Below are 22,427 nucleotides of genomic sequence, written 5' to 3' on the forward strand. Positions count from 1 at the left end.
TGGGCCCTCAGGCGAGCAAGTCGCTCAATGTCCGCGCAATCACCTTGGTGGCGCGGCGCAGGTCTTCGAGCTGCAGGCGCTCGTCGGCGCGCTTGGCGTGCGATTCGAGGACCGTGCGGGGGCCTGCACCGTAAATCACGCCGGGAATGCCGCGCTCCACATACAGGCGCACATCGGTGTACAGCGGCGTGCCCACGGCGGGTACCGGTTCACCGATCACGGCCTGGGCATGTTGCTGGATCGCATCGACCAGGGGCTTGTTGCCCGCCAGCGGCGTCATCGCGTTGGCCAGCAGCAGGCGCTTGATCTCCACGCTGATACCGGCGCTCTCACCTGCAGCCTGTTCGATCACGCGGCGGATGTTGGCTTCCACCTCCACCGGGTTTTCCTCGGGGATCATGCGGCGGTCGAGCTTGAACATCACCTTGCCGGGTACGACGTTGGTGTTGGTGCCGCCCTCGATGCGGCCCACGTTCAGGTAAGGGTGTTTGATCCCCTCGACCTTGGACGTGACCTTCTTGTACTCGTTGTTCTGTGCGTACAGCGCGTTCAGGATGTGCACGGCGCCCTGCAGGGCATCTACTCCGGTGTGGGGCACGGCGGCATGGGCCATCTTGCCGTGCACCGTCACTTCCATCTGCAGGCAGCCGTTGTGTGCGGTGACCACTTCGTAGCTGAAGCCTGCGGCAATCATCAGGTCGGGCTTCGTCAACCCCTTTTGCAGCAGCCAGCCGGGGCCGAGTTCGCCGCCAAACTCTTCGTCGTAGGTGAAGTGCAGCTCCACCGCGCCCTGGGCGGGCTTGGCCACGGCTTCGAGGGCGCGCACCGCAAAGGTGAAGCTTGCAAAGTCGCTCTTGCTCACGGCGGTGGCGCGGCCGTACATGGCGCCATCGACGATCTCGGCGCCATAGGGGTCGTGTGTCCAGCCTTCGCCGGGCGGCACAACGTCACCGTGGGCGTTCAGGGCGATGGTCTTGCCGCCGCTGCCGTACGGTCTGCGCACGATGAGGTTGGTGATGGATTCCATGCCGTAGGCCAACACATCGGCGGCGGGCACGGCGTGCTTTTCGGCCTCGTAGCCAAAGTCCTTCAGCAGCTCGGCGGTGCGCTCCGCATGGGGCGCGTTGTTGCCGGGGGGCGTGTCGGTGGGTACGCGCACCAGGGCCTGCAGAAAGCGCACTTCTTCGTCAAAGTGCTGGTCGATCCAGGCGTCCAGCGCGGCGTGGTGGTTCGGGGTGGTCATGGTTGTTGTTCCTCGGCAAGCTGGTGCAGCACCTGGGTGAAGGCGTCCACGGCCAGCTGCATGTCGTTGTTGGTGGTGGATTCGAGCGGGTTGTGGCTGATGCCGGAGTTTTCCCCGCGCACAAACAGCATGGCCTGCGGCATGATTTCGTGCAGCTTCATGGCATCGTGGCCTGCCCCACTGGGCATGCGGAACACGGGCACGCCCACGTGGTCCACAGCACGCTCCCACTGGTGCTGCAGGGCCGGGGCGCTGGGGGCTGCTGCGGCGCGCATGGATTCCTCCAGCGTGTAGCGCAGGCCGCGCCGGGCAGCGATCCGGCCCAGCTGGTCCAGCACATCGCGCACCAGTGCGTCCCGTTGCGGATCGGTGGGCGCACGCAGGTCCAGGCTGAACTGGCAGCGGCCCGGCACCACATTGATGGAGCCGCCAGGCACGTTGAGCAGGCCGATCGTGCCCACCGAGTCACCGTCCTGGGCGGCGCGCTGCTCGATGTACAACGCCAGCTCTGCCACAGCCACGGCCGCATCGCGGCGGCGGTCCATGGGGGTGGTGCCTGCGTGGCTCGCGGTGCCGATCATCTCGCCCACAAACCGCACACCCCCATTGATGGAGGTGACCACGCCCAGCGGCAGATCCAGCTCGTTGAGCACCGGGCCCTGTTCGATGTGGACTTCAATGAAGCCCAGGTACTGCGCGGGGTCGCGCTGCAGCTTGGCAATGTCGTCGATGCACAACCCAGCGTGCTGCATGGCCGCGCGCATGGTCACGCCATCGACATCCTTCTGGTCCAGCCAGGCGGGGTTGAAGTGACCGATGAGCGCGCCCGAACCCAGGAAGGTGGCCTTGTAGCGCTGGCCTTCCTCTTCGGCAAAGGCAATCACCTCGATGCCAAACGGCAGGCGCCGGCCCGCGCGGTGCAGTTCGCGCACGCAAGCCATCGGCACAAAGATGCCCAGGCGCCCGTCGTACTTGCCGCCATTGCGCACGGTGTCGTAGTGCGAGCCCGTCATGAGGTACTTCGCCCCGGGTGTTGCGGCGCGATACCGCCCCACGACGTTGCCCACGGCGTCCACCTCGACCTCATCAAAGCCGCAGTCGCGCATCCAGTGGCTGATGCGCTGGGCGCAGGCCCGGTGGGCGTCGGTGAGGTAGGTGACGGTGAGCTGGCCCTTTTCGGCAAAGCCGGGGTCGGAGTGTTCGGCCAGCTTTTCATGCCAGTCCCACACGTCATTGCCCAACAGGGGTTCGGCGGCGAACTTGTCGTTCAGGCGGATCTCGGCGATGCGGTGGATGTTGCGCAAGGCCTCTGCCACCTCGAATTCAGGGTGGTTATCGAGCCGTCGCGCAAAGGTGTCGATGATCTGCTGCTTGTTCAACCCCGCGCCACGCGGTCCGCGCACGGCCAGAATGAAGGGGAAACCAAAGCGTGCGTTGTAGTCCGCATTGAGCTGCTGGATGCGCGCAAATTCTTCGGGCGTGCACTGGGTCAGGCCCGCCTTGGACTGCTCGTTGGTCGATTCAGCCGTAAGGCTTTTCGCCACCATGGCCTTGCCCGCCAGCTCGGGGTGGGCGCGGATCAGGCCCAGCTGCGCCCCGGTGCTGGCGGTGCGCACCGCGTGGGCCAGGGCGTGCTTGAGGTGTGCCAGCGAGCGGAACGGCCGTTGGGTGAGCGCCTGCTCGGCAATCCAGGGGGAATGCTCGTACACGCCGTCCAGCGCCTCCATGGCCTGCGCGGGCGTGGCGGCGTTCAGTTGGTCAAGGGTCCATGCCATGGTCATCAGGCCTTTGTGGTGGGATAGGGGTGCACGGCCTTCCAGTGGCGCGCGATGTCGATGCGGCGGGCCACCCACACCTTGTCGTGTTGTGCGATGTGGTCCAGAAAGCGCTGCAGCGCCGTGATGCGGCCCGGGCGGCCCAGCAGGCGGCAGTGCATGCCAATGCTCATCATCTTGGGTGCGTTCTCGCCAGCCGGGTCGCCCTCGGCATACAGCGCATCGAACGTGTCCTTCATGTACTGGAAGAACGGGTCGGCGTGCGAATAGCCCTGGGGCAGCGCAAAGCGCATGTCGTTGCAATCGAGCGTGTAGGGCACGATGAGCTGGGGCACCACGCTGCCGTCGGTCTTTTGCACCTTCATCCAGAAGGGAAGGTCGTCCCCGTAGTAGTCGCTGTCGTATTCAAAGCCGCCGTAGTCGGCCACCAGTCGGTGGGTGTTGGGGCTGTCGCGGCCGGTGTACCAGCCCAGGCCGTGCACCTGGCCTTCCGAGCCTCCTCGTGGGCCCGTCAGGCGCTCGATGATGGCCATGGCCTCGGCCATGTGCGCGCGCTCGACGTCTTCTGGGATGTGCTGGTAGTGGATCCACTTGAGGCCATGGCAGGCAATCTCGTGGCCCAGCTCCACAAACGCCGCAGTGAGGTCGGGGTGGCGTTGCAGGGCCGTGGACACGCCAAACACCGTGAGGGGCAGCTGGCGCTTTTCAAACTCGCGCAGGATGCGCCACACGCCAGCGCGCGATCCGTATTCATAAATGCCCTCCATGCTCATGTGCCGCTCGGGGTAGCTGGCCGGGTTGAACATTTCGGACAGGAACTGCTCGCTGCCCGCATCGCCATGCAGCACCGCGTTTTCGCCGCCCTCTTCGTAGTTCAGGACGAATTGCACGGCAATGCGCGCGCTACCGGGCCACTGCGCATGGGGCGGGGTCTTGCCGTAGCCAATAAGGTCGCGGGGGTAGGCCTGGGTGGTGTCGTAGATCATGTTGGGGTGGTTTTCAAGGGGCCAGGGCGGCGGCCAGATCGCTGGCAGGGCGCTTGCGGTCAAAGGTCAGGCTGGCTTCGACATGTTCGAGGTGGCTTTGCATCAGGGCGACGGCACGTTCTTCGTCGCGCGCGGCCAGGGCCGCCACGATGTCGGCGTGCTCCTCGTGCGAGTGTTCGGCGGCGCTGGCTGACTGGTACATCAGCGTGATGAGGGCACAGCGCGAGATCAGGTCGCCCAGCATCTGCGCCAGCACCTCGTTGCCCATTAGCTCGGCCATGCGCACATGAAAGTCGCCCAGCAACTCGGTGCGGGTGCTGGCGTCGTGTGTGCCCATGGCGGTCTTCTCGCTGGCCACGTGGGCGCGCAGGGCCTTGAGCTTGGCGGGCGTCACGCTGCGCACAAAGGCGCGGGTCATTTCGGTTTCCAGCATGCGGCGCACGGCAAACACTTGGCGTGCCTCCTCGACCGAGGGCGTGGCCACAAATGCGCCCCGTGCGGGCTCCAGCGTGACCAGCCGGTTCTGTGCCAGCTGGAACAGCGCCTGGCGCACCAGCGTGCGCGACACGCCAAAGTGGTCGGCCAGCTTTTGCTCGGCCAGCTTGGTGCCGGGTTGCAGGCGGTGCTCTACGATGGCGCGGGTCAGCGCTTCGACAATGGCGCTGGTGGAGGAAGATTCCATGGCTGCATGATACGGTGGATGGTGAAAAGTGTATACACTTTTGGTCTACACACTGCGATCTGGCAATCGTCGCCGATTGGACAGACTCTTACTTCAGGAGATTCCCCCATGGGATTGAGCACCCACGTTCTGGACACCATGAACGGCTGCCCTGCGGCCGGCATGGAGGTGGCCCTGTATTCCACCGACGGCGACAACGCCACCCTCATCAAGCGCCTGGTGCTGAACCATGACGGCCGTACCGATGCGCCGCTGTTCGACAACGCCAGCCTGCGCACTGGTACCTACCGGTTGCGCTTTGATGTGGCGGGTTACTTCAAGGCCCGGGGCGTGCAGCTGCCCGAGCCGAATTTTCTGAACCAGGTGAGCCTGGACTTCGGCATTGCGCATGCCGACCAGCACTACCACGTGCCGCTGCTGGTCAGCCCCTGGAGCTATTCGACCTACCGGGGCTCGTAGTGTGAAGCCCCCTGAGTCGCTTCGCGCCTTCCCCCTCAAGGGGACGCCGCCAGCGCGGCGGGGCGGCCCTTGCGCGGCGGCCCTGGCCTAAGCAGCGACAGTTGCCAGGGTCGGTGTGTATCCGCACTACTAGCGCGCGGGTAAAACGCCAGCTTCTAAAGCTGCCCTTCAGTCAGCGTATCGAGCTGAAAGTGCCCGCTCTTGTCCCACAGCCAGGTCTCGGTGTAGGTGACCTTGCCCATGCGGGCCGGGACAGGGAACGGGGCTGCAGCGCGCACTGTGCGCTCGATCTCGGTGACCACCTCGGGGGCATGGCGCGGGGCGCGCATCCAGTGCAGGCGGGTGATCTTGCCCGCGCGGTCGATGTCGAGCTGCAGCACGCCAATGGCATACAGCTGCGGCGGCAGTTTGCCTTTGAAGATGCGTTCGCGGTTCAGGCCATACAGGTGCGTGGCGGCGTCCTGGCGGTAGGCCAGCGGTGTGGCAGCGGCCGAGGGTCGCGCAGATCCGGCCGTGGCGGGCACGGGGCCCTTGACGCCGCTGGCATCGGGGCCGGTGGAGGGGACGCTGTCGGGCGCGGGGGCTGGCGTGGGCTCTGGCGGGGACTTGCAGGCCGAGACCAGCGCCGCACCCACGGCCATGATGCCTGCCAGCAACCAGTGGCTGCGCTTTCCGGTGGAGCGGGGAGAGGGCGTGTCGGGCATGGTGTGAAAGGTTCTTGAGGCTGCGGGCACGATAACCCAGCGGCGAAAGTGGTACGTTACAAAATGACGACGGCTGCAAAGGGGGCTGCAACAGCAGCCTCACCGGAGGGTGAGCCGCTTGCCTGGCCCCGTTTTGCGTCCGTCACGAAAAGGATCGCGGTGACAAATTTGCAAATGCTGCTGGACGGCCTGGAGGCCGCGCCAGCCTGTCTGGTGACCGTGGAGTCTACCCAAGGGTCTGTGCCCCGGGAGCCCGGCGCCTGGATGGCGGTATTTGCCGACCAGCTGGTGGGCACCATCGGCGGCGGGCATCTGGAGCTGCAGGCGATTGCCGAAGCACGCCGCCGCTTGGCGGGTGGGCCGGTCACTGCGCCGGGGCCGATGCGGTTTGCACTGGGCCCGGCGCTGGGCCAGTGCTGCGGCGGGGTGGTGCACCTGGGTTTTGAGTTGCTCACAGCGCAAGACGTACCAAACCTGGCCCAGCGATTGGCGCCCCGCCTGCATCCAGTGGCCCTGTTTGGCGGCGGGCATGTAGGCCACGCGCTGGCCCGCGTGCTGGCGCCACTGCCCTTTGCGCTGACCTGGATCGACAGCCGGGACGGCATATTCCCGTCCGACCCGCCCGAGGGTGTGGTCTGCGAGCACTCCGAGCCGGTGCAACTCGCCGTGCCCCGCCTGGCACCCGGCAGCCGCGTGCTGATCATGAGCTTCAGCCATGCCGAAGACCTGGACGTGGTGGCCGCCTGCCTGCGCCGCCAGCGCGAGCAGGGCGACCTGCCGTTCATCGGGCTGATTGGCAGCCAAACCAAATGGGCCACCTTCAGCAACCGCCTGCATGGGCGCGGGTTCGCACCCGAGGAGCTGGCGCAGGTGACCTGTCCCATCGGCATTCCCGGCATCGGGGGCAAGGAGCCCGAGGTGATTGCCGTGGCCGTGGCAGCGCAGTTGCTGCAGACGCTACCGCCCATGCCAAAGGCCGGGAAATGAGGGTAACTCCGACCCCGAATGCCCCAGCTTGGGGCTGGAATCGGGAACAATTCCTGCATACACTTTGACGTACCGGTCGCAGCGGTGCCCCGGCCAGCAACCCACTGGCCAAGGTGCGCGACCTCAATGTCTGCTCAGAGCGCCCGCAGTGGTGAGCAGGTTTGCTGTTGTGGCGCGCACGCGCTACCAAGGTTGAGATATGGAAAGCTACTTTCTCGACTGGGCCAACCTGCTTTTGCGCTGGGTCCATGTCATTACGGCCATCGCCTGGATCGGCTCGTCGTTCTATTTCGTTTTTCTGGACAGCAGCCTCACGCCGCCTGAGGACGAAGACCTCAAGAAACAAGGCGTGAGCGGCGAGCTCTGGGCCGTGCACGGCGGCGGGTTTTACCACCCCGTCAAGTTCGCGGTGTCGCCGCCGCAGTTACCCAAACACCTGCACTGGTTCTTCTGGGAGAGCTACAGCACCTGGATCAGCGGGTTTGCGCTGTTCACCGTGTCCTACCTCTACAGCGCCAGCACCTACCTCATCGACAAGTCGCGCATGGACTGGGCGCCCGCCACCGCCATCGTGGTGGCGCTGGGCTTCTTTGTGGTGTTCTGGCTGCTGTACGACGCCATCTGCCGCATCTTCGGCCAGCGCAAGAACGGCGACGCCATCGTGGGTGCGCTGGTGCTGGTGCTGGTGTGCGTGGCCTCGTGGCTGGCCTGCCACTGGTTTGCGGGCCGTGCGGCCTTCCTGCTGGTGGGGGCGATGATCGCCACATCCATGAGCGCGAATGTGTTCTTCTGGATCATCCCTGGCCAGCGCACGGTCATCAGCCAGATCAAGGCCGGCCAGCCCGTGGACCCGATCCACGGCAAACGCGGCAAGCAGCGCAGCGTGCACAACACCTATTTCACGCTGCCCGTGCTGTTTGCGATGCTGAGCAACCACTACAGCTTCACCTGGAGCCACCCGCAAAACTGGCTGGTGCTGATCCTGATGATGTTCGCGGGCGCGGCCATCCGCCAGTTCTTTGTGATGCGCCACGGCTACAAGCTGGGCCGCAACGGCAACCCGCTGCCGTATGCGCTGGTGGGTGTGGCCGTGATCGTGGGCGCCATTGTGTGGATGCGCCCCGCACCGGTGGCCACCCCCGTGGCGAATGCTCCTGTTTCAGGAGCTACCAGCGCAGATAAAACCGGCGCTAGCGGCCAAAATGACTTCAAGGCCGTGCAGGCGGTGCTGGAACAGCGCTGCTACATGTGCCACGGCGAGCAGGTGCAGATGAAGAACCTGCGGCTTGATTCGCCCGACAGCGTGAAGCAACACGCCCAGGCCATCTACCAGCAGGCCGTGGTGCAAAAGCTCATGCCTATGAATAACGCGACGGGTATCACCGACGCGGAGCGTGCGCTGATTGGGAAGTGGTTTGAGGCGGGGGCGCCTACGGGGCCTTGAGGGAGTCAAGTGCTGCGGCAGTTAGAAGCGGACGGTCAATGCTGACACTGAGTCGCGAGTGGCAGCTCGCCGACGCTTCTCGGAACTAGCAATAGGTTAGACCTCATTCGGTGGCGTCTCATCAAGCACCGACCAAACGCGCAACCCCTCGGCACGTGCAGCATTGGCCAATTCTCGATCGGCCGTAGTCAAGACCGTCTTCGACTCTCTAGCCAAGCTTGCATAGTTCCCATACTTCAGGCTCGCCAACTGAAGCGCATCTGAATAATCGAGCCCAGTGCGAATCGCTAGCTCGCGAACCAACGGATAGTAGTCACGATCGTGAAGTGCGATTTCTGGCAACGTCCGTTGCATTCCCGAATACCAAATAGTCAGCTCATGAGCTGCCGCCAAGTACTCATCTCGACTTAGAACTTTGACCCTTCGCCACTTAGTTTTCAGAACACTAAGAGCCTCATGGAAGCAAAACTCCGTCGTGTAAACGGTTGGCCGTCGATTGAAGTATTCACGAACCGCCGAAGCACCTGGGTCGTTGACGTAAAGTAGAACCAGTGCGGAAGCGTCGAAGAACTCGGCGCGAGCAAAGACTGTATTCATGAGGCCTACCGTTTGAGATGAGAGGCATGACCCGGCTTGCTGGGGCATGTCCTATCGATTGAGGGTTGGAGCGCATTGTCGGGCTCCGGACACTGCGCGGCTTGGACTGCAAGCCAGCGCGTAGCGAGTCAACCGCAGCTTCGGGCCCGAAGCGGACTTGTTTGCCCTAAGCCGTGCGGTGTCAATGACAGCCTGACGTTGAGCCAGAACACCGCTTTCTGCGTCGGCGTTGAGTCCCTGGGACGCGGTCCAAACAGTCCCTACGCCGCCAACACATCCTGCAGCGCCCGCGTCGCAGCCAACGCCCCCAGGCTCGACTCGGTGAACCCGCCATGCAGCACCACCCCCGTGGCTGCCTGCTTCGCCTCATGTTTGGCGACGGCAGCCAGGTTGGCCACTTCTTCTGCGTGCCGGAAGCGCCCGGGCGTGATGCGCACGGCGCCAATGGCCAGCGTGGTGCACGGAAAGAACCGCTGCACGCCATGCCGGTCTTCGGCCTGGATGCCGCCAGCCAGCCGGGCGCTGTCGTCAAACAGCGTGATGGCCTCGCGTGCGAACTCATCCACGATGTTCTTGCAGCGCTGCAGCCAGTTGCTGCTCTGAAAGATCAGCATGAAGTCGTCTCCGCCCACATGGCCCACAAAGTCGCTGCGCGCATCGCAGTGGGCCGTGGCCAGGCGCGCCACCAGGCGGATCATCTGGTCGCCGCGCCAGTAGCCGTAGTGGTCGTTGAAGGGCTTGAAGTTGTTCAGGTCCGCATAGCAGGCCACGAACTCGGTACCGCTTTCCAGCAAGCGCTGGATGTGCAGGCTGATGGGGATGTTGCCGGGCAAAAAGGTCAGCGGATTGGCGTGGCGCGCGGCCTCGATGCGGGTCTCGGTCACGGCGCGCACCAGCTGGTCGCCGGTGCCCAGGCCCAGGTAGCGGCCGTTGTCGGTGACGATGTAGCCGTCGCTCAGGTAGCGCTGGTCCTGCGAGGTGAGGATGCCCACGAGCTGGTCCACATCGCAGTCCAGCTCCACCACGCGCGGTGCCAGGTTGGCAAACGCCAGGCAGGACTTGCGGCCATGCACCTCGCGGAAGTACGGCGTAGCGTAGTGGTTCATGAACTGCTGGCGGTTGATGAGGGCCACGGGGCGCGACCCGTCCACCACCGCCAGCGCATGCAGGTCCGTGTGCTGGCGGAACAGGGCGGCCACGGCGTCGTTGTTGGTGGCGGGCGCTGCGGTGGGCGCCTGCACCACCAGCAGGCTGCGCAGGATGCCCGGGCGCGCAGTCTGGCCCAGGTGCGGCAGCACGGCCACGCGGCGGTCGTGCATGACCTCCAGCGCTGCGTCGTCCACCGCCTCGCGCGGCGCCATGGCGGGGCGGCCCAGCAGCCAGCCCTGGCCCAGGGGGATGTCCAGGTCGCGCAGCGCGCGCAGGTCGTCGCGGGTTTCGATGCCCTCTGCGATGAGCTGGGTGCCGAACACATCGGCAATGCCCTTGATGGCCTGCAGCATCTGCAGGTTTTCGGGGTGGTCGCTGATGTCGCGGATGAAGTACTTGTCGATCTTCACGAAGTCGGGTTTGACCTCGGACCACAGCCGCAGGCTGGAGCGGCCGTCGCCAAAGTCGTCCAGCGCCAGCCGCGCGCCGCAGGCGTGCACGGCCTTGATGGCTTGGCGCAGCTGGGGCATGTCGGTCACGCGTTCGTGTTCGGTGATTTCCAGCACCAGCATGCGGGCGCTCAGGCCCAGGCTGCGCACGGTGTTGCCCAGCTCGGTAGCGCCGATCAGCTGGACCCCATGCACCAGCGCGTCGGCGCTGATGTTCACAAACAGCCGGCCCGGGGCGTCGTGCCGCCCCCATTGCTCCATCGCGGTATAGACACACAGCAGCTCAAAGTCCTGCAGGATGCCCTCGTGCCGGGCCAGCTCCAGCAGTTTGTCGGGGGTGTGCAAGGGGGTGTTCTGCGGCCCCCGGATCAGCGCTTCGTGTGCGTACACCTGGCCCTCGCGCAGGTCGGCCAGGGGCTGGAACACGCAGTACAGCCCGCCATCGCGCATCAGCCGTGCCAGGGGGCCGGTGCCCTGGCGGGCGGCGGGCGATAGCAGCGCCATCATCGCCTCCAGTCGGCTCCATGGGGTGTTGTGCATGGCTGTTGTGGGTCCCTGAGCAAGGGTGCCGACGATACCGGTGGCGTGTGACAGGCTGGTTACAGCAACGTGACTGGTACGGCCGCTGCACAATGCGCGGCATGCACCCAGAAACCCAGCCAGCCACTCCCTCCCTGCCGGACTACTGCACCCATCCCCGCGCCTTTTTGAAGGCGCTGTTTGACGCCGCCGTGCACAGCGCACAACCCCTGCACGGCATGCGCCAGTGGCTGCCCCAGCCGCCCAGCCGCGAGAGTGGGGGGCGCACGCTGGTGCTGGGCGCTGGCAAGGCGGGCGGCGCCATGGCGCAGGCGCTGGAGGCCCTGTGGCCGCAGGACGCACCCATGTCTGGCTTGGTGGTCACGCGCTACGGGCATGTTCCGCCCCGGCCTGCGGGCGTGCCGCAGCGCATCGAGGTGGTGGAGGCCGCGCACCCCGTGCCCGATGCGGCAGGGCTGGCCGCGGCGCAGCGCATTCTCGATCTGACCCAGGGGCTGACGGAGCACGACCTGGTGCTGTGCCTGATCTCGGGCGGGGGCTCGTCCCTGCTGACCTTGCCCTGCGACGGGGTGATGCTGGAAGACAAGCAGCGCATCAACCGCGCCCTGCTCGACAGTGGTGCGCACATTGGCGAGATGAACTGCGTGCGCAAGCACCTCTCGCGCATCAAGGGCGGACGCCTGGCGGCGGCCTGCGCGCCAGCGCGCGTGGTCACGCTCACGATCAGCGACGTGCCGGGCGACGACCCGTCGGTGATCGCCAGCGGCCCCACCGTGCCGGACGCGACCACCTGCGCCGATGCGCTGGCCATTCTGGTGCGCTATGGCATCGATGTGCCCCCGGCCATCCGCACTGCGCTGGAGGCAGGCCGCCTGGAGACGCCCAAACCCGGCGACGCGCGTTTTGCCGGCCATGCGGTGCACATGATCGCCACGCCCCAGCAGGCGCTGGAGGCCGCCGCCGCGCTGGCCCGTTCAGCGGGGCTGCCTGCGCATGTGCTGTCGGACGAGATGGAGGGAGAGTCGCGCGAGGTGGGCAAGGTGCATGCGGCACTGGCCCGCGCGGTGGCGCGGCGTGGCCAGCCGTTTGCGGCGCCGTGTGTGATCCTGTCGGGGGGCGAGACCACCGTCACCGTCCGTCCGCGTGCACCCGATGTGCCCCGGGGGCGGGGCGGGCGTGCGGGGGAGTTTTGTCTGGGCCTGGCGCAGGCGCTTCAGGGCGAGCCCGCCGTGTGGGCGCTGGCGGCCGACACCGACGGCATCGACGGCAGCGAAGACAACGCGGGGGCCTTTGTGTGCCCCGACACGCTGGCGCGGGCAGGCGCTGCAGGCCTGCGCATCGACGACCACCTGGCGCGCAACGACGCCTGGGGATTTTTTGCGGGGCTGGACGACCTGCTGGTCACCGGCCCCACGCACACCAACGTGAACGATTTTCGAGTGCTACTGATTTTGTAGCCGCTCAGGCATATTGCACTAGCGCCTGGGGCTGCTGGGGCTTGAAGAAGGCCCCAGACGCCCTGTGCAGGCCTCAGAACCGGTGGCGGATGCCCACGCCGAAGCTGTTGCCCTTGGTCTGGTTGGTGATGCGGTCGTTCATGGCCATCACATACACATCGGTGCGCTTGGACAGGAAGTAGTCATACCCCACGGTGAAGGTCTTGCGCGAGATGTCGGTGGCCGTCATCTTGGTCTGCGCCCACGATGCCAGCACCTTGCCGGTGGCGCCTGCGGGCACCGACACGCCCAGCTGCGTCGTCTTGGCCTTGTTGGTGGTGTTGTCGGCCTTGGCCTGGCCGTAGCTGGCAAAGGCCTTCACGATCGCGAAGTCATACGCGCCGCCCAGCATCCAGTCGGTCTTGGTGGTGCCCAGGTAGGTGCTGGGCACGGCGGGGTTGCTCATCTGGTCGCGCTCGTAAAAGCCGGTGAGGGTGACGGGGCCGTTGAAGTACAGCGCGTTGATGCCTACGTTCTTCTTGCTGCTGTCGCCTGCGACCTCGCCAAACTGGTAGTGCAGGTTGGCGGTCAGCCCGCCCAGGTTGGGCGTGCTGTAGATGATTTCGTTGGACCAGCCGGTGTCGGACGGTGTGGTCGAACCCCAGCCCGTGCCGTTGAACAGAGGCACATTCATGTGCAGGATCAGCGGTGCAAAGGTGAACGAGTCGCCCAGCGGGTTCGACAGGATGGACGGCAGGAAGTTGGGCGCCAGACCGCGCCCCACGGTCACGGTGCCCCAGCTGTCGCTCAGTCCCACGTTGGCATCGCGCGAGAAGAACGTGTCGTTGGCAAATCGGCCCTGGATGCCGCTGTCCACCTTGATGAACGAAGTGAGCGCAAAGTTGGCCTTGAGCCCGCCGCCCAGGTCTTCGGTGCCCTTGAATCCGAACCACGATGTGGTCATGCCACCGCTGTTGACCACCTTGCTGCTGCCGGCGTCACCGGCGTTTTTCATGGAGCCCACAAACACATCGGTCAAGCCCATCAGCTGGACGGAGCTCTGGGCTTGGGCGCCGGTGGAGCACAGCAGGGCGCCACCGAGCGATAGAGACAGTGCAATCAGGTTTTTTTTCATGGAGTGATTCCTGGGGAAGAAAGCGCCGGAGGTCCGGCGGGTGCAAGGGGAGACGCGGCCCCTGTTGCACCGTGGTGCAGGGTGGGGCCCGCCGTTGGGGCATCGCAAGTTCCATGCCCTGGTGCAACACCTGTTTACATACTTTTTGGTCGGGTCAGGGCGCACCCATGCACGTTGCTGGCGCAGTTTTCGTGTGTTTTGGCGCAAACCTGGGGCGTGCCGGGCGGGCGACATGGTGCGGCTTTGATGTGGCTCAATGCCACGGGCGCAGCCGCACGGCACAGTGGCTTCCATGCTGCCATCTACCCTTTTTTCTCTGCCCGCTGACACCGAGGTGATCGCCCCCGGCGAAGTGCTGCGCAGGCGCAATGAGGTGCTGACGACGGTGCTGCACCTCGAAAACGGCCGTGTGCTGCGCGGTGTGCTGGACGACGGTTTCCTGCGCCACCAGCTCGGTGCCGTCGAGGGGCCGTTCTGGCTCGACGCCGCGTCGGCCCTGATGGGCCTGCCGCTACCGGTGGACATGGTGGCCGACACGCGTGTGCATGTGCGGCGCATTCCCATCGAGGAGTTTCGCCGCAGCCTGGCCGCCATGCCTGCGGGCGCGCGGGGGCTGCTGCTGGACATGGCGCAGGGCTACCGGCAGCAGTCCGAGCTGGCCGTGAGCCGCCTGGCGCAGGACGCCGAATCGCGCTGCGCGCAGTGGCTGCTGAACCACGCCCAGCCCGACCACAGCGGTGCCATGCAGGTCACCCTGCACCAGCGCAAACGCCTGATTGCGGCGCAGCTGGGCATTGCGCCCGAAACCTTCTCGCGCGTGCTGCGCCACTTGCGCGAGCTGGGCCTGATCCACGGCACTGGCAATGTGCTGGCGCTGCCCCAGCCACGGGCATTGCAGTCGATGGCGGGCTGCTGACACCGCGCTCTTGACGCCCCGCGGCGGCTGTCGGGTTGCGCCTGCCGGCAGCCACGGACTGCCCTTGCGTTGCATTTGCTGACAAGCCCCGCACCCCGGGGTGATGCACCTTGGGTGGTGGCACGTTCTGCGTGGCTGTGGGCGCTGGCACCACGCTGCAGGGCCCTTGCCGCAGTCCGCTTTCATCCCTCCACACACCCTTCCCGTACCCTTCCCGCGCCCCTACGGGCTCAGGGTTTTTCCTTGGCTTTACCCAAGGGTTCCACCCAAGCCCCCGGGCACAGGCCCTGCGTATATTTGTTGGGACATGTCTGCCATGACCCGTCCCCATGCCGAACTTTGATCGTGCCCATCAGCCTGCAAGGGGGAAGCGTCCATGACGCCGCCGCCCGGCCCCAAGGCAGCCCCGGACCTTGATCTGGGCTGGCTGGTGCCCGGCGCCCTGGTGCTGCGGCTGATGCTGGTGGCGGCGCTGGCGGTGGCGCTGTCGGGGGCGGTGGCCGCCTGGCTGGTGACACGGGCCTCCGGGCAGGAGGCCATGCGCCGGGTGGTGAGCCAGCAGACCGACGAGGTCGAGGTGGTGGCCCGGTTGCTGGCCAGCAAGATCGAACAAAGCCAGAAGGTGCTGCGCACCGTGGCCGCAGGCATCACACCGGCGATGCTGGAGTCACCGTCGTCGCTGGAATGGCTGCTGCAGCAGGGCCTGCCTGCGGTGCAGTTCTTCGACACCATGCAGGTCGCCCGCGACAACGGCGAACTGCGCCTGAATTTGCGCGCCGGTCAGATCGAAAAGGCTGCTGACCTGGACCCCACCGAACGCGATGCCCTGCGCCGCACCCTGGTGGATGGCAAGCCCCTGGTGTCCGAGCTGATCGCCGGCCGCCGGGGCGAGGCGCGGGTCATGTTCACCATGCCGTTGCACCGCGAAGACGGCACGGTGGTGGGCGTGGTGGCAGGGGCGTTGCGCCTGCAATCCCAAAGCCTGCTGCCACCGTCGATGACGCTGCCCGCGCGCGATGACTCGCAGCTCATCGTCTTCACCCGCGACGGCACCATCCTGTCGCACTCCGACCCCACCCGCGTGCTGGGCCAGGTGCGTGATGAAGTGGGCCTGGCCCCGGTGTACACGCGCTGGCAAAGCCAGGCACAGCCGGTGGTGGGGCGGGGCATGACCCATGTGCAGTCCGACCACATCGTGAGCATGGCGGGCATGCCGCTGCCGCAGTGGATCGTGGCGCGCGTGAGCCAGTCGCAGGCGCTGCTGGCACCGCTGCGCGGCGCCCAGCGCGAAGCCTGGTGGCTGGCGGTGGCCAGCATGGTGCTGTGCATGTTGCTGGCGGTGGCGCTGATGGGCTGGATGGCCCAGCCGCTGGCGCAGCTGACCTTCAAGGCGCGCCAGTTGCTCAGGACCAGCGCGCGCCAGCAGCCTGCGCAAGATGTGCATTGGCCCCGCGCAGGCGGCGAGGTGGGCGAACTGGTGCGGGTGTTCCAGGGCCTGGTGCAGCAGGGCAGCCTGCAGCAGTCGCGCAAGGACACGGTGGTTGGCCAGTTCCAGGCCGTGCTGGACAGTGCCCCCGTGGGTATCGTCATCACCCGCCACGGCATGCTGGAGGTGGCGAGCCACCAGGCCTGCGTGATGCTGGGCTACACCGCGCAGGAGCTGCAGGGCCGCCCCGCGCGCATCCTGTACGCCAGCGACGCCGACTATGCGCAGGTCGGCGACCGCGTGCGCGCCGAGGTGGCGGCGCATGGTGCGTTCGATGACGACATCTGCTTTATGCGCAAGGACGGCAGCCCCGTGTGGGCCCGCGTGCAGGGCCGGGGCGTGCGCCCCGAGGAGGTGCACGGTGGCACCGTGTGGATTCTGGAAGACATCACCGCCGCGCGCGAGGCCCAGGTGCAGCAGTCCTGGGGCCGCGCGCACGATGCGCTGACGCAGCTGTACAACCGGGCCGCGTTCGACGAGCGCCTGGGCCAGCTGATGGCCGAGCGGTCGGCCCGCCAGCGTGCTGTGGTGCCCGCCGCCGATGAGGAGGGCGGTGAGACCCAGGGCGATGGCGTGGTGCTGTTCCTCGACCTGGACCATTTCACTGTGGTCAACGACATTGCGGGCCACGACGCAGGCGACGATGTGTTGCGCCATGTGGCCCGGCTGCTGGAGTCCCATGTGCGCCAGATCGGCTGGGCGGCGCGCTTGGGGGGCGATGAGTTCGCGGTGGTGTTGCCCGGCTGTGCACTGGCACGCGGGCAGGCCGTGGCCGAGCAGTTGCGTGCGGCAGTGCGTGCGTGGGAGCCGTCTTACCAGGGGCGCAGTTTTACGCTGGGGGTGAGCATTGGGCTGGTGGTGCTGGACGCCAGCTTGCAGGATGTGCCGTCGGTGTTGTATGCGGCGGACATGGCTTGCTATGACGCCAAGCGGGCGGGGCGCAACCGGGTGGAGACGCGGCATGCGAGGGATGCGTCGGTGACTTCTTCGGGGCGGATGGCTTTGGGGCCTGTTTGAGGGGTTTTGGGCTGGATGCGCTAGTGGGATATGCGGTGATTGATATTGATTTTGTAGTGTTGGTTTTTGTGCGCTGATTGGGTGGTGTGCCTTTGTTGAGAGCGGAGGCCGGGAGTCGCCCGGCGTGCGAGTAACTTTCTTTTGCTTCGCCAAAAGAAAGTCACCAAAGAAAAGGCGACCCCCAGTCTGCGACCCCTTCGCTGTGCGAAGGGGCAAACCTGCGGCGGGGCGGTTGCGGGGTGCGCCGTGGAACTCGCTTTGCGCTGCCGCGCGCCGCTCGGACATCCACGGCGAGTCAGAGCACGAAGCACGCGCGCTCCGACGCGCGTGCCACCCCACAACCGCCCCGCCGCAGGCGCAGCCAGCAGGGGTGGGAGAGCCGAACATCCAAACGGCCCCACGGGCCATTGCTGCGCTCGGCCCAGGCTGCGCAGCGCGTGGCGCTTGCACCCGCGAGATGGGGCCGAGCGCAGCGATGGCCCGTGTTGATGTTCTGCCCCCAGTGCCCCTGTGGATGCGCCGAGGAGCGCAGGGTTTGGCGGATCAGGGCTCGCGTGTGTCTGAGCGACGCGCAGCGGCGCGAGTTGAGCGAGACCCCGCCAAACCTGAGCACCGCAGGTTGCCCCGGCGCGAAGCGGCCGGGGACGCAGACAGTGGGGTCGCCCTTTCTTTGGTTCCTTTCTTTCGGCGACGCGAAAGAAAGGGACTCGCATGCCGGGCGACTCCCGGCCTCCGCCCTCAACCGAGGCATGCAGTCACACCGGCACACCAACCTCCGAATAACGACGTTGATACAAAACGATAGCTACCAGCGCATATCCCACTGGCGCCAACAGCCAAAAACATCACTCTCCCAACCGCCCCAATGCCCTGAGCACATTCTCCGCAGTCGCCGGAGCCGTCAACACCACCGGCGCCGCCGCATCCACCCCGCTACGCCCCGCTGCCACCGCATTGCGCAGCGCCTCATACACACTGATCGCCAGCATGAACGGCGGCTCCCCCACCGCCTTGCTGCCACCCACGTTGTCCTCCCGATTCGCCTCGGGCCACAGGTGGACGTTGAAGTGCGCCGGGATGTCGCCCGTGGCGGGAATCTTGTAGGTGCTGGGCGCGTGGGTGGCGAGGGTGCCCTTGTCGTTCCACACCAGCTGCTCGGTCGTCAGCCAGCCCATGCCCTGCACAAACCCGCCCTCGATCTGGCCCACATCGATGGCCGGGTTGATGCTGTGGCCCACGTCGTGCAGGATGTCCACCTTCAGCACGCGGCTCTCGCCGGTCAGGGTGTCGATGGCCACCTCGGTGCAGGCGGCGCCGTAGGCAAAGTAGTAGAACGGGCGCCCGGTGAGGGTGGTCTTGTCGTAGTGGATCTTGGGCGTGCGGTAAAAGCCGTCGCTCCACAGCTGGATGCGGTTGGCGTACGCGGCCTGCACCACCTCTTCAAAACTGCGCACCGTCTTGGGCGAGATCACCTGGCCGCCTGCAAACCGAATCGCGCCTGCGCCGCAGCCGTCCAGCCCGCACACGAACGAGGCCAGGTTGTCGCGCACGTTGCGCGCGGCGTATTGCGCGGCGCGGCCGTTCAGGTCGGTGCCGCTGCTGGCCGCCGTGGCGCTGGCGTTGGGCACCTTGCTGGTGTCGCTGGCCGTGACCAGCACGCGGTGCAGGGGCACGCCCAGCTCGTCGGCCACGATCTGCGCCACCTTGGTGTGCAGGCCCTGGCCCATTTCGGTGCCGCCGTGGTTCACCTGCACGCTGCCGTCGGTGTACACATGCACCAGCGCACCCGCCTGGTTGAACAGCGTCGCCGTGAAGCTGATGCCGAACTTGACGGGCGTGATGGCCAGGCCGCGCTTGATGACGGTGTTGTGCGCGTTCCAGTCCGCAATCTCGGCCTGGCGTTGGCGGTAGTGCGAGGTCTGCTCCAGCGTGGGCAGCAGCTCGTGCAGGATGTTGTCTTCCACCGCCATCTGGTAGTGGGTGACGTGGCGGCCCGTGCTCGCATCTTTGCCATACAGGTTGGCCAGGCGCACGTCCTGCGCATCGCGGCCCAGCGCGCGCGCGATGTCGCCCAGGATGGCCTCGATCACGATCACGCCCTGCGGGCCGCCAAAACCACGGAACGCGGTGTGGCTTTGCGTGTTCGTCTTGCAGCGGTACGACGCGATCTCGACATCGCTCAGGTAATACGCGTTGTCGGCATGGAACACCGCGCGGTCGGCCACGGGGCCCGACAGGTCGGCGCTGAAGCCGCAGTTGGCAGCCATCTGGAGCTTGAGGCCCGTGATGCGGCCCGTGTCGTCAAAGCCCACGTCGTACTCGTACGCAAACGGGTGGCGCTTGCCGGTGACCATGAAGTCCTCGTCCCGGTCCAGCCGCAGCTTGATGGGGCGGCCCAGCTTGTTCGCGGCCACGGCGGCCCACACGGCCAGGTGCCCGGCTTGGGTCTCCTTGCCGCCAAAGCCACCGCCCATGCGGCGGCATTCCACCTTGACCGCGTGGTTGTCGATGCCCAGCGCGTGCGCCACCCAGTGCTGCACCTCGCCGGGGTGCTGCGTGCTGGAGTAAATCCACCACTGTTTTTGCTCCAGCGGCATGGCGTAGGCGATCTGGCCTTCCAGATAAAAATGCTCCTGGCCGCCGACTTCAAACGCTCCCTGCATGCGGTGCGCCGATTGCGCGAGGCCCGTGGCGACATCGCCCCGGCGCACAAACACCGGCGGCAGCACATAGCTTTGCGCCTTCAGCGCGTCCTGCACCGTCAGCACGGCGGGCAGGGGGGAGATGTCGAGCTTCACGGCCCGCACCGCGCGGCGCGCCTGCATGACCGAGTCGGCCACCACCAGGCCGATCACCTGGCCGACAAACTGCACGCTGTCCAGCGCAAACACGGGCTCGTCGTGCCCGAACGCAGCCAGGATCTTGTCGCCGGGCACGTCGCTGGCCAGCACCACACCGCGCACGCCGGGCAGCGCGAGGGCGGCGGTGGCATCCACCCCGTTCAGGGTGCCGTGGGCCACGGTGGAGAGGATGGGCGCTGCGTACAGCGTGCCCTTCACCTCCGGCAGGTCGTCGATGTAGTGCGCGGCGCCCGCCACCTGAGCGCGGGCGCTTTCGTGGATGTGCGACTGGCCCATGGCGGCGCGGGTGGGCGCGGGCAGGGCGGTCTCTGCGATGGTGTGTGGGGCGTTCATACGGCGGCCTCCAGCGTCAAGGTGTCCAGGCTGACCGAGGGTTGGCCCTGGCTCTCCAGCCAGTAGCGCTGCAGCAGACTGCCCAGCACCTGGCGGCGATAAGCGCCGCTGGCGCGCATGTCGGAGATGGGGCTGAACTCGGCCTGCAGCACCGCGGCGGCGCGCTGCGCGGTGGCTTCGGTCCAGGGCTGGCCGGTCAGAGCCGCTTCAGTCTGCCGCGCACGGGCCGGGGTGGCAGCCACGCCGCCCGCGCCAATGCTGGCGCGTTGCACGGTGCCGCCCGCGATGTCGAGGTTGAGCACCAGGCAGACGGCTGAGATATCGTCGTCAAACCGCTTGGAGATCTTGTACGCCCGCAGCTGTTCTTGAGCAGAAGGGCGGGGTACCACGATGCGCACCAGCAGCTCATCCGGCGCCATCACGTTTTGCCGGTAGCCGGTGTACAGGTCTTCGAGCGGCAGCTGGCGCTCGCCCCGGGCCTGGCTGGCCAGCACCACCTGGGCGCGCAGCGCGATCAAGAGGGGCATGGAGTCGCCAATGGGCGAGCCGTTGGCCACGTTGCCGCCCAGCGTGCCCGAGTTGCGCACGGGCAGCCCCGCAAACCGCGTGGCAAATCGGTGCAGCTGCGGCCACTGTGCGGTGAGGGCAGCAAACGCGTCGGTCAGCGTGACGGCGGCGCCGATGTGGATGGCGTCGGCGTGCTGTGCCACCTGCCGCAACTCGGCCGCGCGGGTCACGTCCAGCACCTGGGTGTACTGCTTGTGCTGCTTGGTCACCCACAGCCCCACGTCGGTACAGCCCGCCACCACCTGGGCGCCGGGGTGGGCGGCGCGGGCTGCGAGCAGATCCGGGAGCGTGGAGGGTGCGATATAGGCCGAATCGGCCGCTTGCGCTAGTGCATCATGCCGAAGTAGCTTCAATTTTTGTAGCACTTCGGCCTCGTTGACCGACATGCCGGGCAGCGATGCCATCTGCTGGGCGGCATCAAGGATGGGGCGGTAGCCGGTGCAGCGGCACAGGTTGCCCGAGAGTTCTTCCTGGGCCAGTTCGCGGGTGATGGGTTGGCCGTGGCAGACATGGTTCTGGTACATGCCGAAGAGGCTCATCACGAAGCCCGGCGTGCAGAAGCCGCACTGCGAGCCGTGGCACTGGACCATCGCCTCCTGTGCTGGATGGAGCGTGATGGTTTGTTGTGCAGCGGGTGCTGTGTCGCCCACGGGCTGGATCAGCGGATCTTCCGCCAGGTCTTCCACCGTCCACAGCGCCATGCCATCCACCGAACGGGCCAGGCGGATGCAGCTGTTCACGGCGCTGTAGTGCAGCTGGCCGTCGCGTTCTTCACCCAGCACCACGGTGCAGGCGCCGCAGTCGCCTTCGCCACAGCCTTCCTTGGTGCCGGTGTTGCCCAGGTCTTCGCGCAGCACCTCCAGGAGGGTGCGGTCGGGTGGTACATTGCCCAGCGCCACGGGCTGGCCTCGGCGCAGGAATTGCAAGGGTCTTGTTGTCATGACAAACGCCACTTCGATCTTTGATGGAAAGGTTCAGCAGAGGGTAGAACGCAGTACCGTTACCGGCATATGCGCAAGCTTATGGCACCCATGCCCCCACCGCTATGAGAGACCACGCCCTTTTCGACAAGATAGACCTCCATCTCATAAGGGTCTTGCACACCGTGCTCACAGAACGCAGCGTATCGAGGGCCGCCGTCCGCCTGGGCATGCACCAGCCGGCGGTGTCGGCTGCGTTGAAAAGGCTGCGCGACCTGTCGGGCGACCCGCTGCTGGTGCGCTCCGGCGCCAGCATGATGCCCACCGACGCCGCGCTGCGCATGGTGGAGCCTGCAGGCGCCATTTTGCGGGCGGCCGAGGCACTGTTTTCGGATGCGCGCGGGTTTGATCCGCGCACGGCCACCCGCACCTTCCGCGTGGCGGCCAGCGACTACCTCGACCCGCTGTTTCTGCCCCAGCTCGTGGCCCGGATCAAGGTCGAGGCGCCCCTGTGCCCGATCGAAATCCTGCCCCTGTCGGCCGACACGCACTACCACGCACACCTGGCGCAGGGTGAGGTCGATGTGGTGATCGGCAACTGGCCCCAGCCCCCGGACGACCTGCACATGGGCCGCCTGTTTGGCGACGAGGTGGTGTGCCTGGTCGGCAGGGACCACCCCGCCGTGCGGCGCGGCTGGGATGTGGAGAGCTGGCTGGCCGCCGAGCACATCGCCCCCACGC

17 protein-coding genes are annotated in these 22,427 nt (G+C 66.5%); 7 read left to right on the forward strand and 10 right to left on the reverse strand.

Annotation, left to right across the window (positions count from 1 at the left end; translation table 11 throughout):
• Positions 1-7: 7 nt before the first annotated feature.
• From AC07X4_RS12260 to AC07X4_RS12275, 4 genes are read right to left on the reverse strand one after another with little or no spacing between them, the layout of a single operon-like run.
• Positions 8-1,243, reverse strand: a complete 1,236-nt coding sequence (locus AC07X4_RS12260) for a M20 family metallopeptidase (RefSeq protein ID WP_494740203.1) — start codon at positions 1,241-1,243, stop codon at positions 8-10.
• The gene (gene uraD / locus AC07X4_RS12265; RefSeq protein WP_494740204.1) at positions 1,240-3,018 is read right to left on the reverse strand and encodes a 2-oxo-4-hydroxy-4-carboxy-5-ureidoimidazoline decarboxylase; all 1,779 of its coding nucleotides are present in this window, start codon (positions 3,016-3,018) and stop codon (positions 1,240-1,242) included. The genes AC07X4_RS12260 and uraD overlap by 4 nt, the downstream gene beginning before the upstream one ends.
• Positions 3,019-3,023: 5 nt before the next feature.
• Complete coding sequence (puuE, locus tag AC07X4_RS12270) at positions 3,024-4,004, reverse strand: allantoinase PuuE (protein WP_494740205.1); 981 nt, start codon at positions 4,002-4,004, stop codon at positions 3,024-3,026.
• 13 nt (positions 4,005-4,017) lie between these two features.
• Positions 4,018-4,686 carry a GntR family transcriptional regulator gene (locus tag AC07X4_RS12275; protein WP_494740206.1) on the reverse strand — a complete coding sequence of 223 codons (669 nt, stop codon included), beginning with the start codon at positions 4,684-4,686 and terminating at the stop codon, positions 4,018-4,020.
• Positions 4,687-4,794: 108 nt separating this feature from the next.
• Here AC07X4_RS12275 and uraH point away from each other — a divergent pair, with 108 nt between their 5' ends.
• Complete coding sequence (gene uraH, locus AC07X4_RS12280; RefSeq protein ID WP_015012870.1) at positions 4,795-5,145, forward strand: hydroxyisourate hydrolase; 351 nt, start codon at positions 4,795-4,797, stop codon at positions 5,143-5,145.
• A gap of 155 nt (positions 5,146-5,300) precedes the next feature.
• Here the strand turns inward: uraH and AC07X4_RS12285 are convergent, their stop codons facing one another.
• Positions 5,301-5,849 carry a hypothetical protein gene (locus AC07X4_RS12285; protein WP_082522390.1) on the reverse strand — a complete coding sequence of 183 codons (549 nt, stop codon included), beginning with the start codon at positions 5,847-5,849 and terminating at the stop codon, positions 5,301-5,303.
• Between the two features lie 159 nt (positions 5,850-6,008).
• Here AC07X4_RS12285 and xdhC point away from each other — a divergent pair, with 159 nt between their 5' ends.
• Both xdhC and AC07X4_RS12295 read left to right on the forward strand, forming a co-directional pair.
• Positions 6,009-6,836, forward strand: a complete 828-nt coding sequence (gene xdhC, locus AC07X4_RS12290; RefSeq protein ID WP_494740207.1) for a xanthine dehydrogenase accessory protein XdhC — start codon at positions 6,009-6,011, stop codon at positions 6,834-6,836.
• Positions 6,837-7,035: 199 nt separating this feature from the next.
• Positions 7,036-8,280: a urate hydroxylase PuuD gene (locus tag AC07X4_RS12295; protein ID WP_494740208.1), complete on the forward strand. Its 1,245-nt coding sequence runs from the start codon at positions 7,036-7,038 to the stop codon at positions 8,278-8,280.
• Positions 8,281-8,376: 96 nt separating this feature from the next.
• Here the strand turns inward: AC07X4_RS12295 and AC07X4_RS12300 are convergent, their stop codons facing one another.
• Together AC07X4_RS12300 and AC07X4_RS12305 are read right to left on the reverse strand one after the other, a co-directional pair.
• Positions 8,377-8,877 carry a type II toxin-antitoxin system VapC family toxin gene (locus AC07X4_RS12300; protein ID WP_422848931.1) on the reverse strand — a complete coding sequence of 167 codons (501 nt, stop codon included), beginning with the start codon at positions 8,875-8,877 and terminating at the stop codon, positions 8,377-8,379.
• Between the two features lie 260 nt (positions 8,878-9,137).
• Positions 9,138-11,015: an EAL domain-containing protein gene (locus AC07X4_RS12305; protein ID WP_494740209.1), complete on the reverse strand. Its 1,878-nt coding sequence runs from the start codon at positions 11,013-11,015 to the stop codon at positions 9,138-9,140.
• A 101-nt stretch (positions 11,016-11,116) separates the two neighbouring features.
• Here AC07X4_RS12305 and AC07X4_RS12310 point away from each other — a divergent pair, with 101 nt between their 5' ends.
• Positions 11,117-12,472, forward strand: a complete 1,356-nt coding sequence (locus AC07X4_RS12310; RefSeq protein WP_494740210.1) for a glycerate kinase type-2 family protein — start codon at positions 11,117-11,119, stop codon at positions 12,470-12,472.
• A gap of 73 nt (positions 12,473-12,545) precedes the next feature.
• Here the strand turns inward: AC07X4_RS12310 and AC07X4_RS12315 are convergent, their stop codons facing one another.
• Positions 12,546-13,586, reverse strand: coding sequence for a porin (locus tag AC07X4_RS12315; protein WP_116749150.1), 1,041 nt, complete (start codon positions 13,584-13,586; stop codon positions 12,546-12,548).
• Positions 13,587-13,878: 292 nt separating this feature from the next.
• Here AC07X4_RS12315 and AC07X4_RS12320 point away from each other — a divergent pair, with 292 nt between their 5' ends.
• Positions 13,879-14,502, forward strand: a complete 624-nt coding sequence (locus tag AC07X4_RS12320; RefSeq protein ID WP_056060781.1) for a Crp/Fnr family transcriptional regulator — start codon at positions 13,879-13,881, stop codon at positions 14,500-14,502.
• 376 nt (positions 14,503-14,878) lie between these two features.
• A complete protein-coding gene (locus AC07X4_RS12325; RefSeq protein ID WP_494740211.1) occupies positions 14,879-17,005 on the forward strand; it encodes a sensor domain-containing diguanylate cyclase in 2,127 nt (708 codons plus the stop codon).
• A gap of 845 nt (positions 17,006-17,850) precedes the next feature.
• Here AC07X4_RS12325 and xdhB read toward each other — a convergent pair.
• Both xdhB and xdhA read right to left on the reverse strand, forming a co-directional pair.
• Positions 17,851-20,199, reverse strand: coding sequence for a xanthine dehydrogenase molybdopterin binding subunit (xdhB, locus tag AC07X4_RS12330; protein ID WP_494740212.1), 2,349 nt, complete (start codon positions 20,197-20,199; stop codon positions 17,851-17,853).
• Entirely contained in the window at positions 20,196-21,707 is a 1,512-nt protein-coding gene (xdhA, locus tag AC07X4_RS12335; protein WP_108499032.1) for a xanthine dehydrogenase small subunit, read from the reverse strand. Before xdhA ends, xdhB begins: the two co-directional genes overlap by 4 nt.
• A gap of 104 nt (positions 21,708-21,811) precedes the next feature.
• Here xdhA and AC07X4_RS12340 point away from each other — a divergent pair.
• Positions 21,812-22,427, forward strand: a 616-nt coding sequence (locus AC07X4_RS12340; RefSeq protein WP_494740213.1) for a LysR family transcriptional regulator, incomplete at its 3' end; no start/stop codon positions are given.

Source organism: Acidovorax sp. GW460-11-11-14-LB4 (genome assembly GCF_059423685.1).

Excerpts from the sequence above, each read along its gene's own strand:
- AC07X4_RS12260 (WP_494740203.1), bottom strand. The coding sequence starts at position 1,243 with ATGACCACCCCGAACCACCACGCCGCGCTGGACGCCTGGATCGACCAG.
- uraD (WP_494740204.1), bottom strand. The coding sequence starts at position 3,018 with ATGGCATGGACCCTTGACCAACTGAACGCCGCCACGCCCGCGCAGGCC.
- puuE (WP_494740205.1), bottom strand. The coding sequence starts at position 4,004 with ATGATCTACGACACCACCCAGGCCTACCCCCGCGACCTTATTGGCTAC.
- AC07X4_RS12275 (WP_494740206.1), bottom strand. The coding sequence starts at position 4,686 with ATGGAATCTTCCTCCACCAGCGCCATTGTCGAAGCGCTGACCCGCGCC.
- uraH (WP_015012870.1), top strand. The coding sequence starts at position 4,795 with ATGGGATTGAGCACCCACGTTCTGGACACCATGAACGGCTGCCCTGCG.
- AC07X4_RS12285 (WP_082522390.1), bottom strand. The coding sequence starts at position 5,849 with ATGCCCGACACGCCCTCTCCCCGCTCCACCGGAAAGCGCAGCCACTGG.
- AC07X4_RS12295 (WP_494740208.1), top strand. The coding sequence starts at position 7,036 with ATGGAAAGCTACTTTCTCGACTGGGCCAACCTGCTTTTGCGCTGGGTC.
- AC07X4_RS12300 (WP_422848931.1), bottom strand. The coding sequence starts at position 8,877 with ATGAATACAGTCTTTGCTCGCGCCGAGTTCTTCGACGCTTCCGCACTG.
- AC07X4_RS12305 (WP_494740209.1), bottom strand. The coding sequence starts at position 11,015 with ATGCACAACACCCCATGGAGCCGACTGGAGGCGATGATGGCGCTGCTA.
- AC07X4_RS12310 (WP_494740210.1), top strand. The coding sequence starts at position 11,117 with ATGCACCCAGAAACCCAGCCAGCCACTCCCTCCCTGCCGGACTACTGC.
- AC07X4_RS12315 (WP_116749150.1), bottom strand. The coding sequence starts at position 13,586 with ATGAAAAAAAACCTGATTGCACTGTCTCTATCGCTCGGTGGCGCCCTG.
- AC07X4_RS12320 (WP_056060781.1), top strand. The coding sequence starts at position 13,879 with ATGCTGCCATCTACCCTTTTTTCTCTGCCCGCTGACACCGAGGTGATC.
- AC07X4_RS12325 (WP_494740211.1), top strand. The coding sequence starts at position 14,879 with ATGACGCCGCCGCCCGGCCCCAAGGCAGCCCCGGACCTTGATCTGGGC.
- xdhB (WP_494740212.1), bottom strand. The coding sequence starts at position 20,199 with ATGAACGCCCCACACACCATCGCAGAGACCGCCCTGCCCGCGCCCACC.
- xdhA (WP_108499032.1), bottom strand. The coding sequence starts at position 21,707 with ATGACAACAAGACCCTTGCAATTCCTGCGCCGAGGCCAGCCCGTGGCG.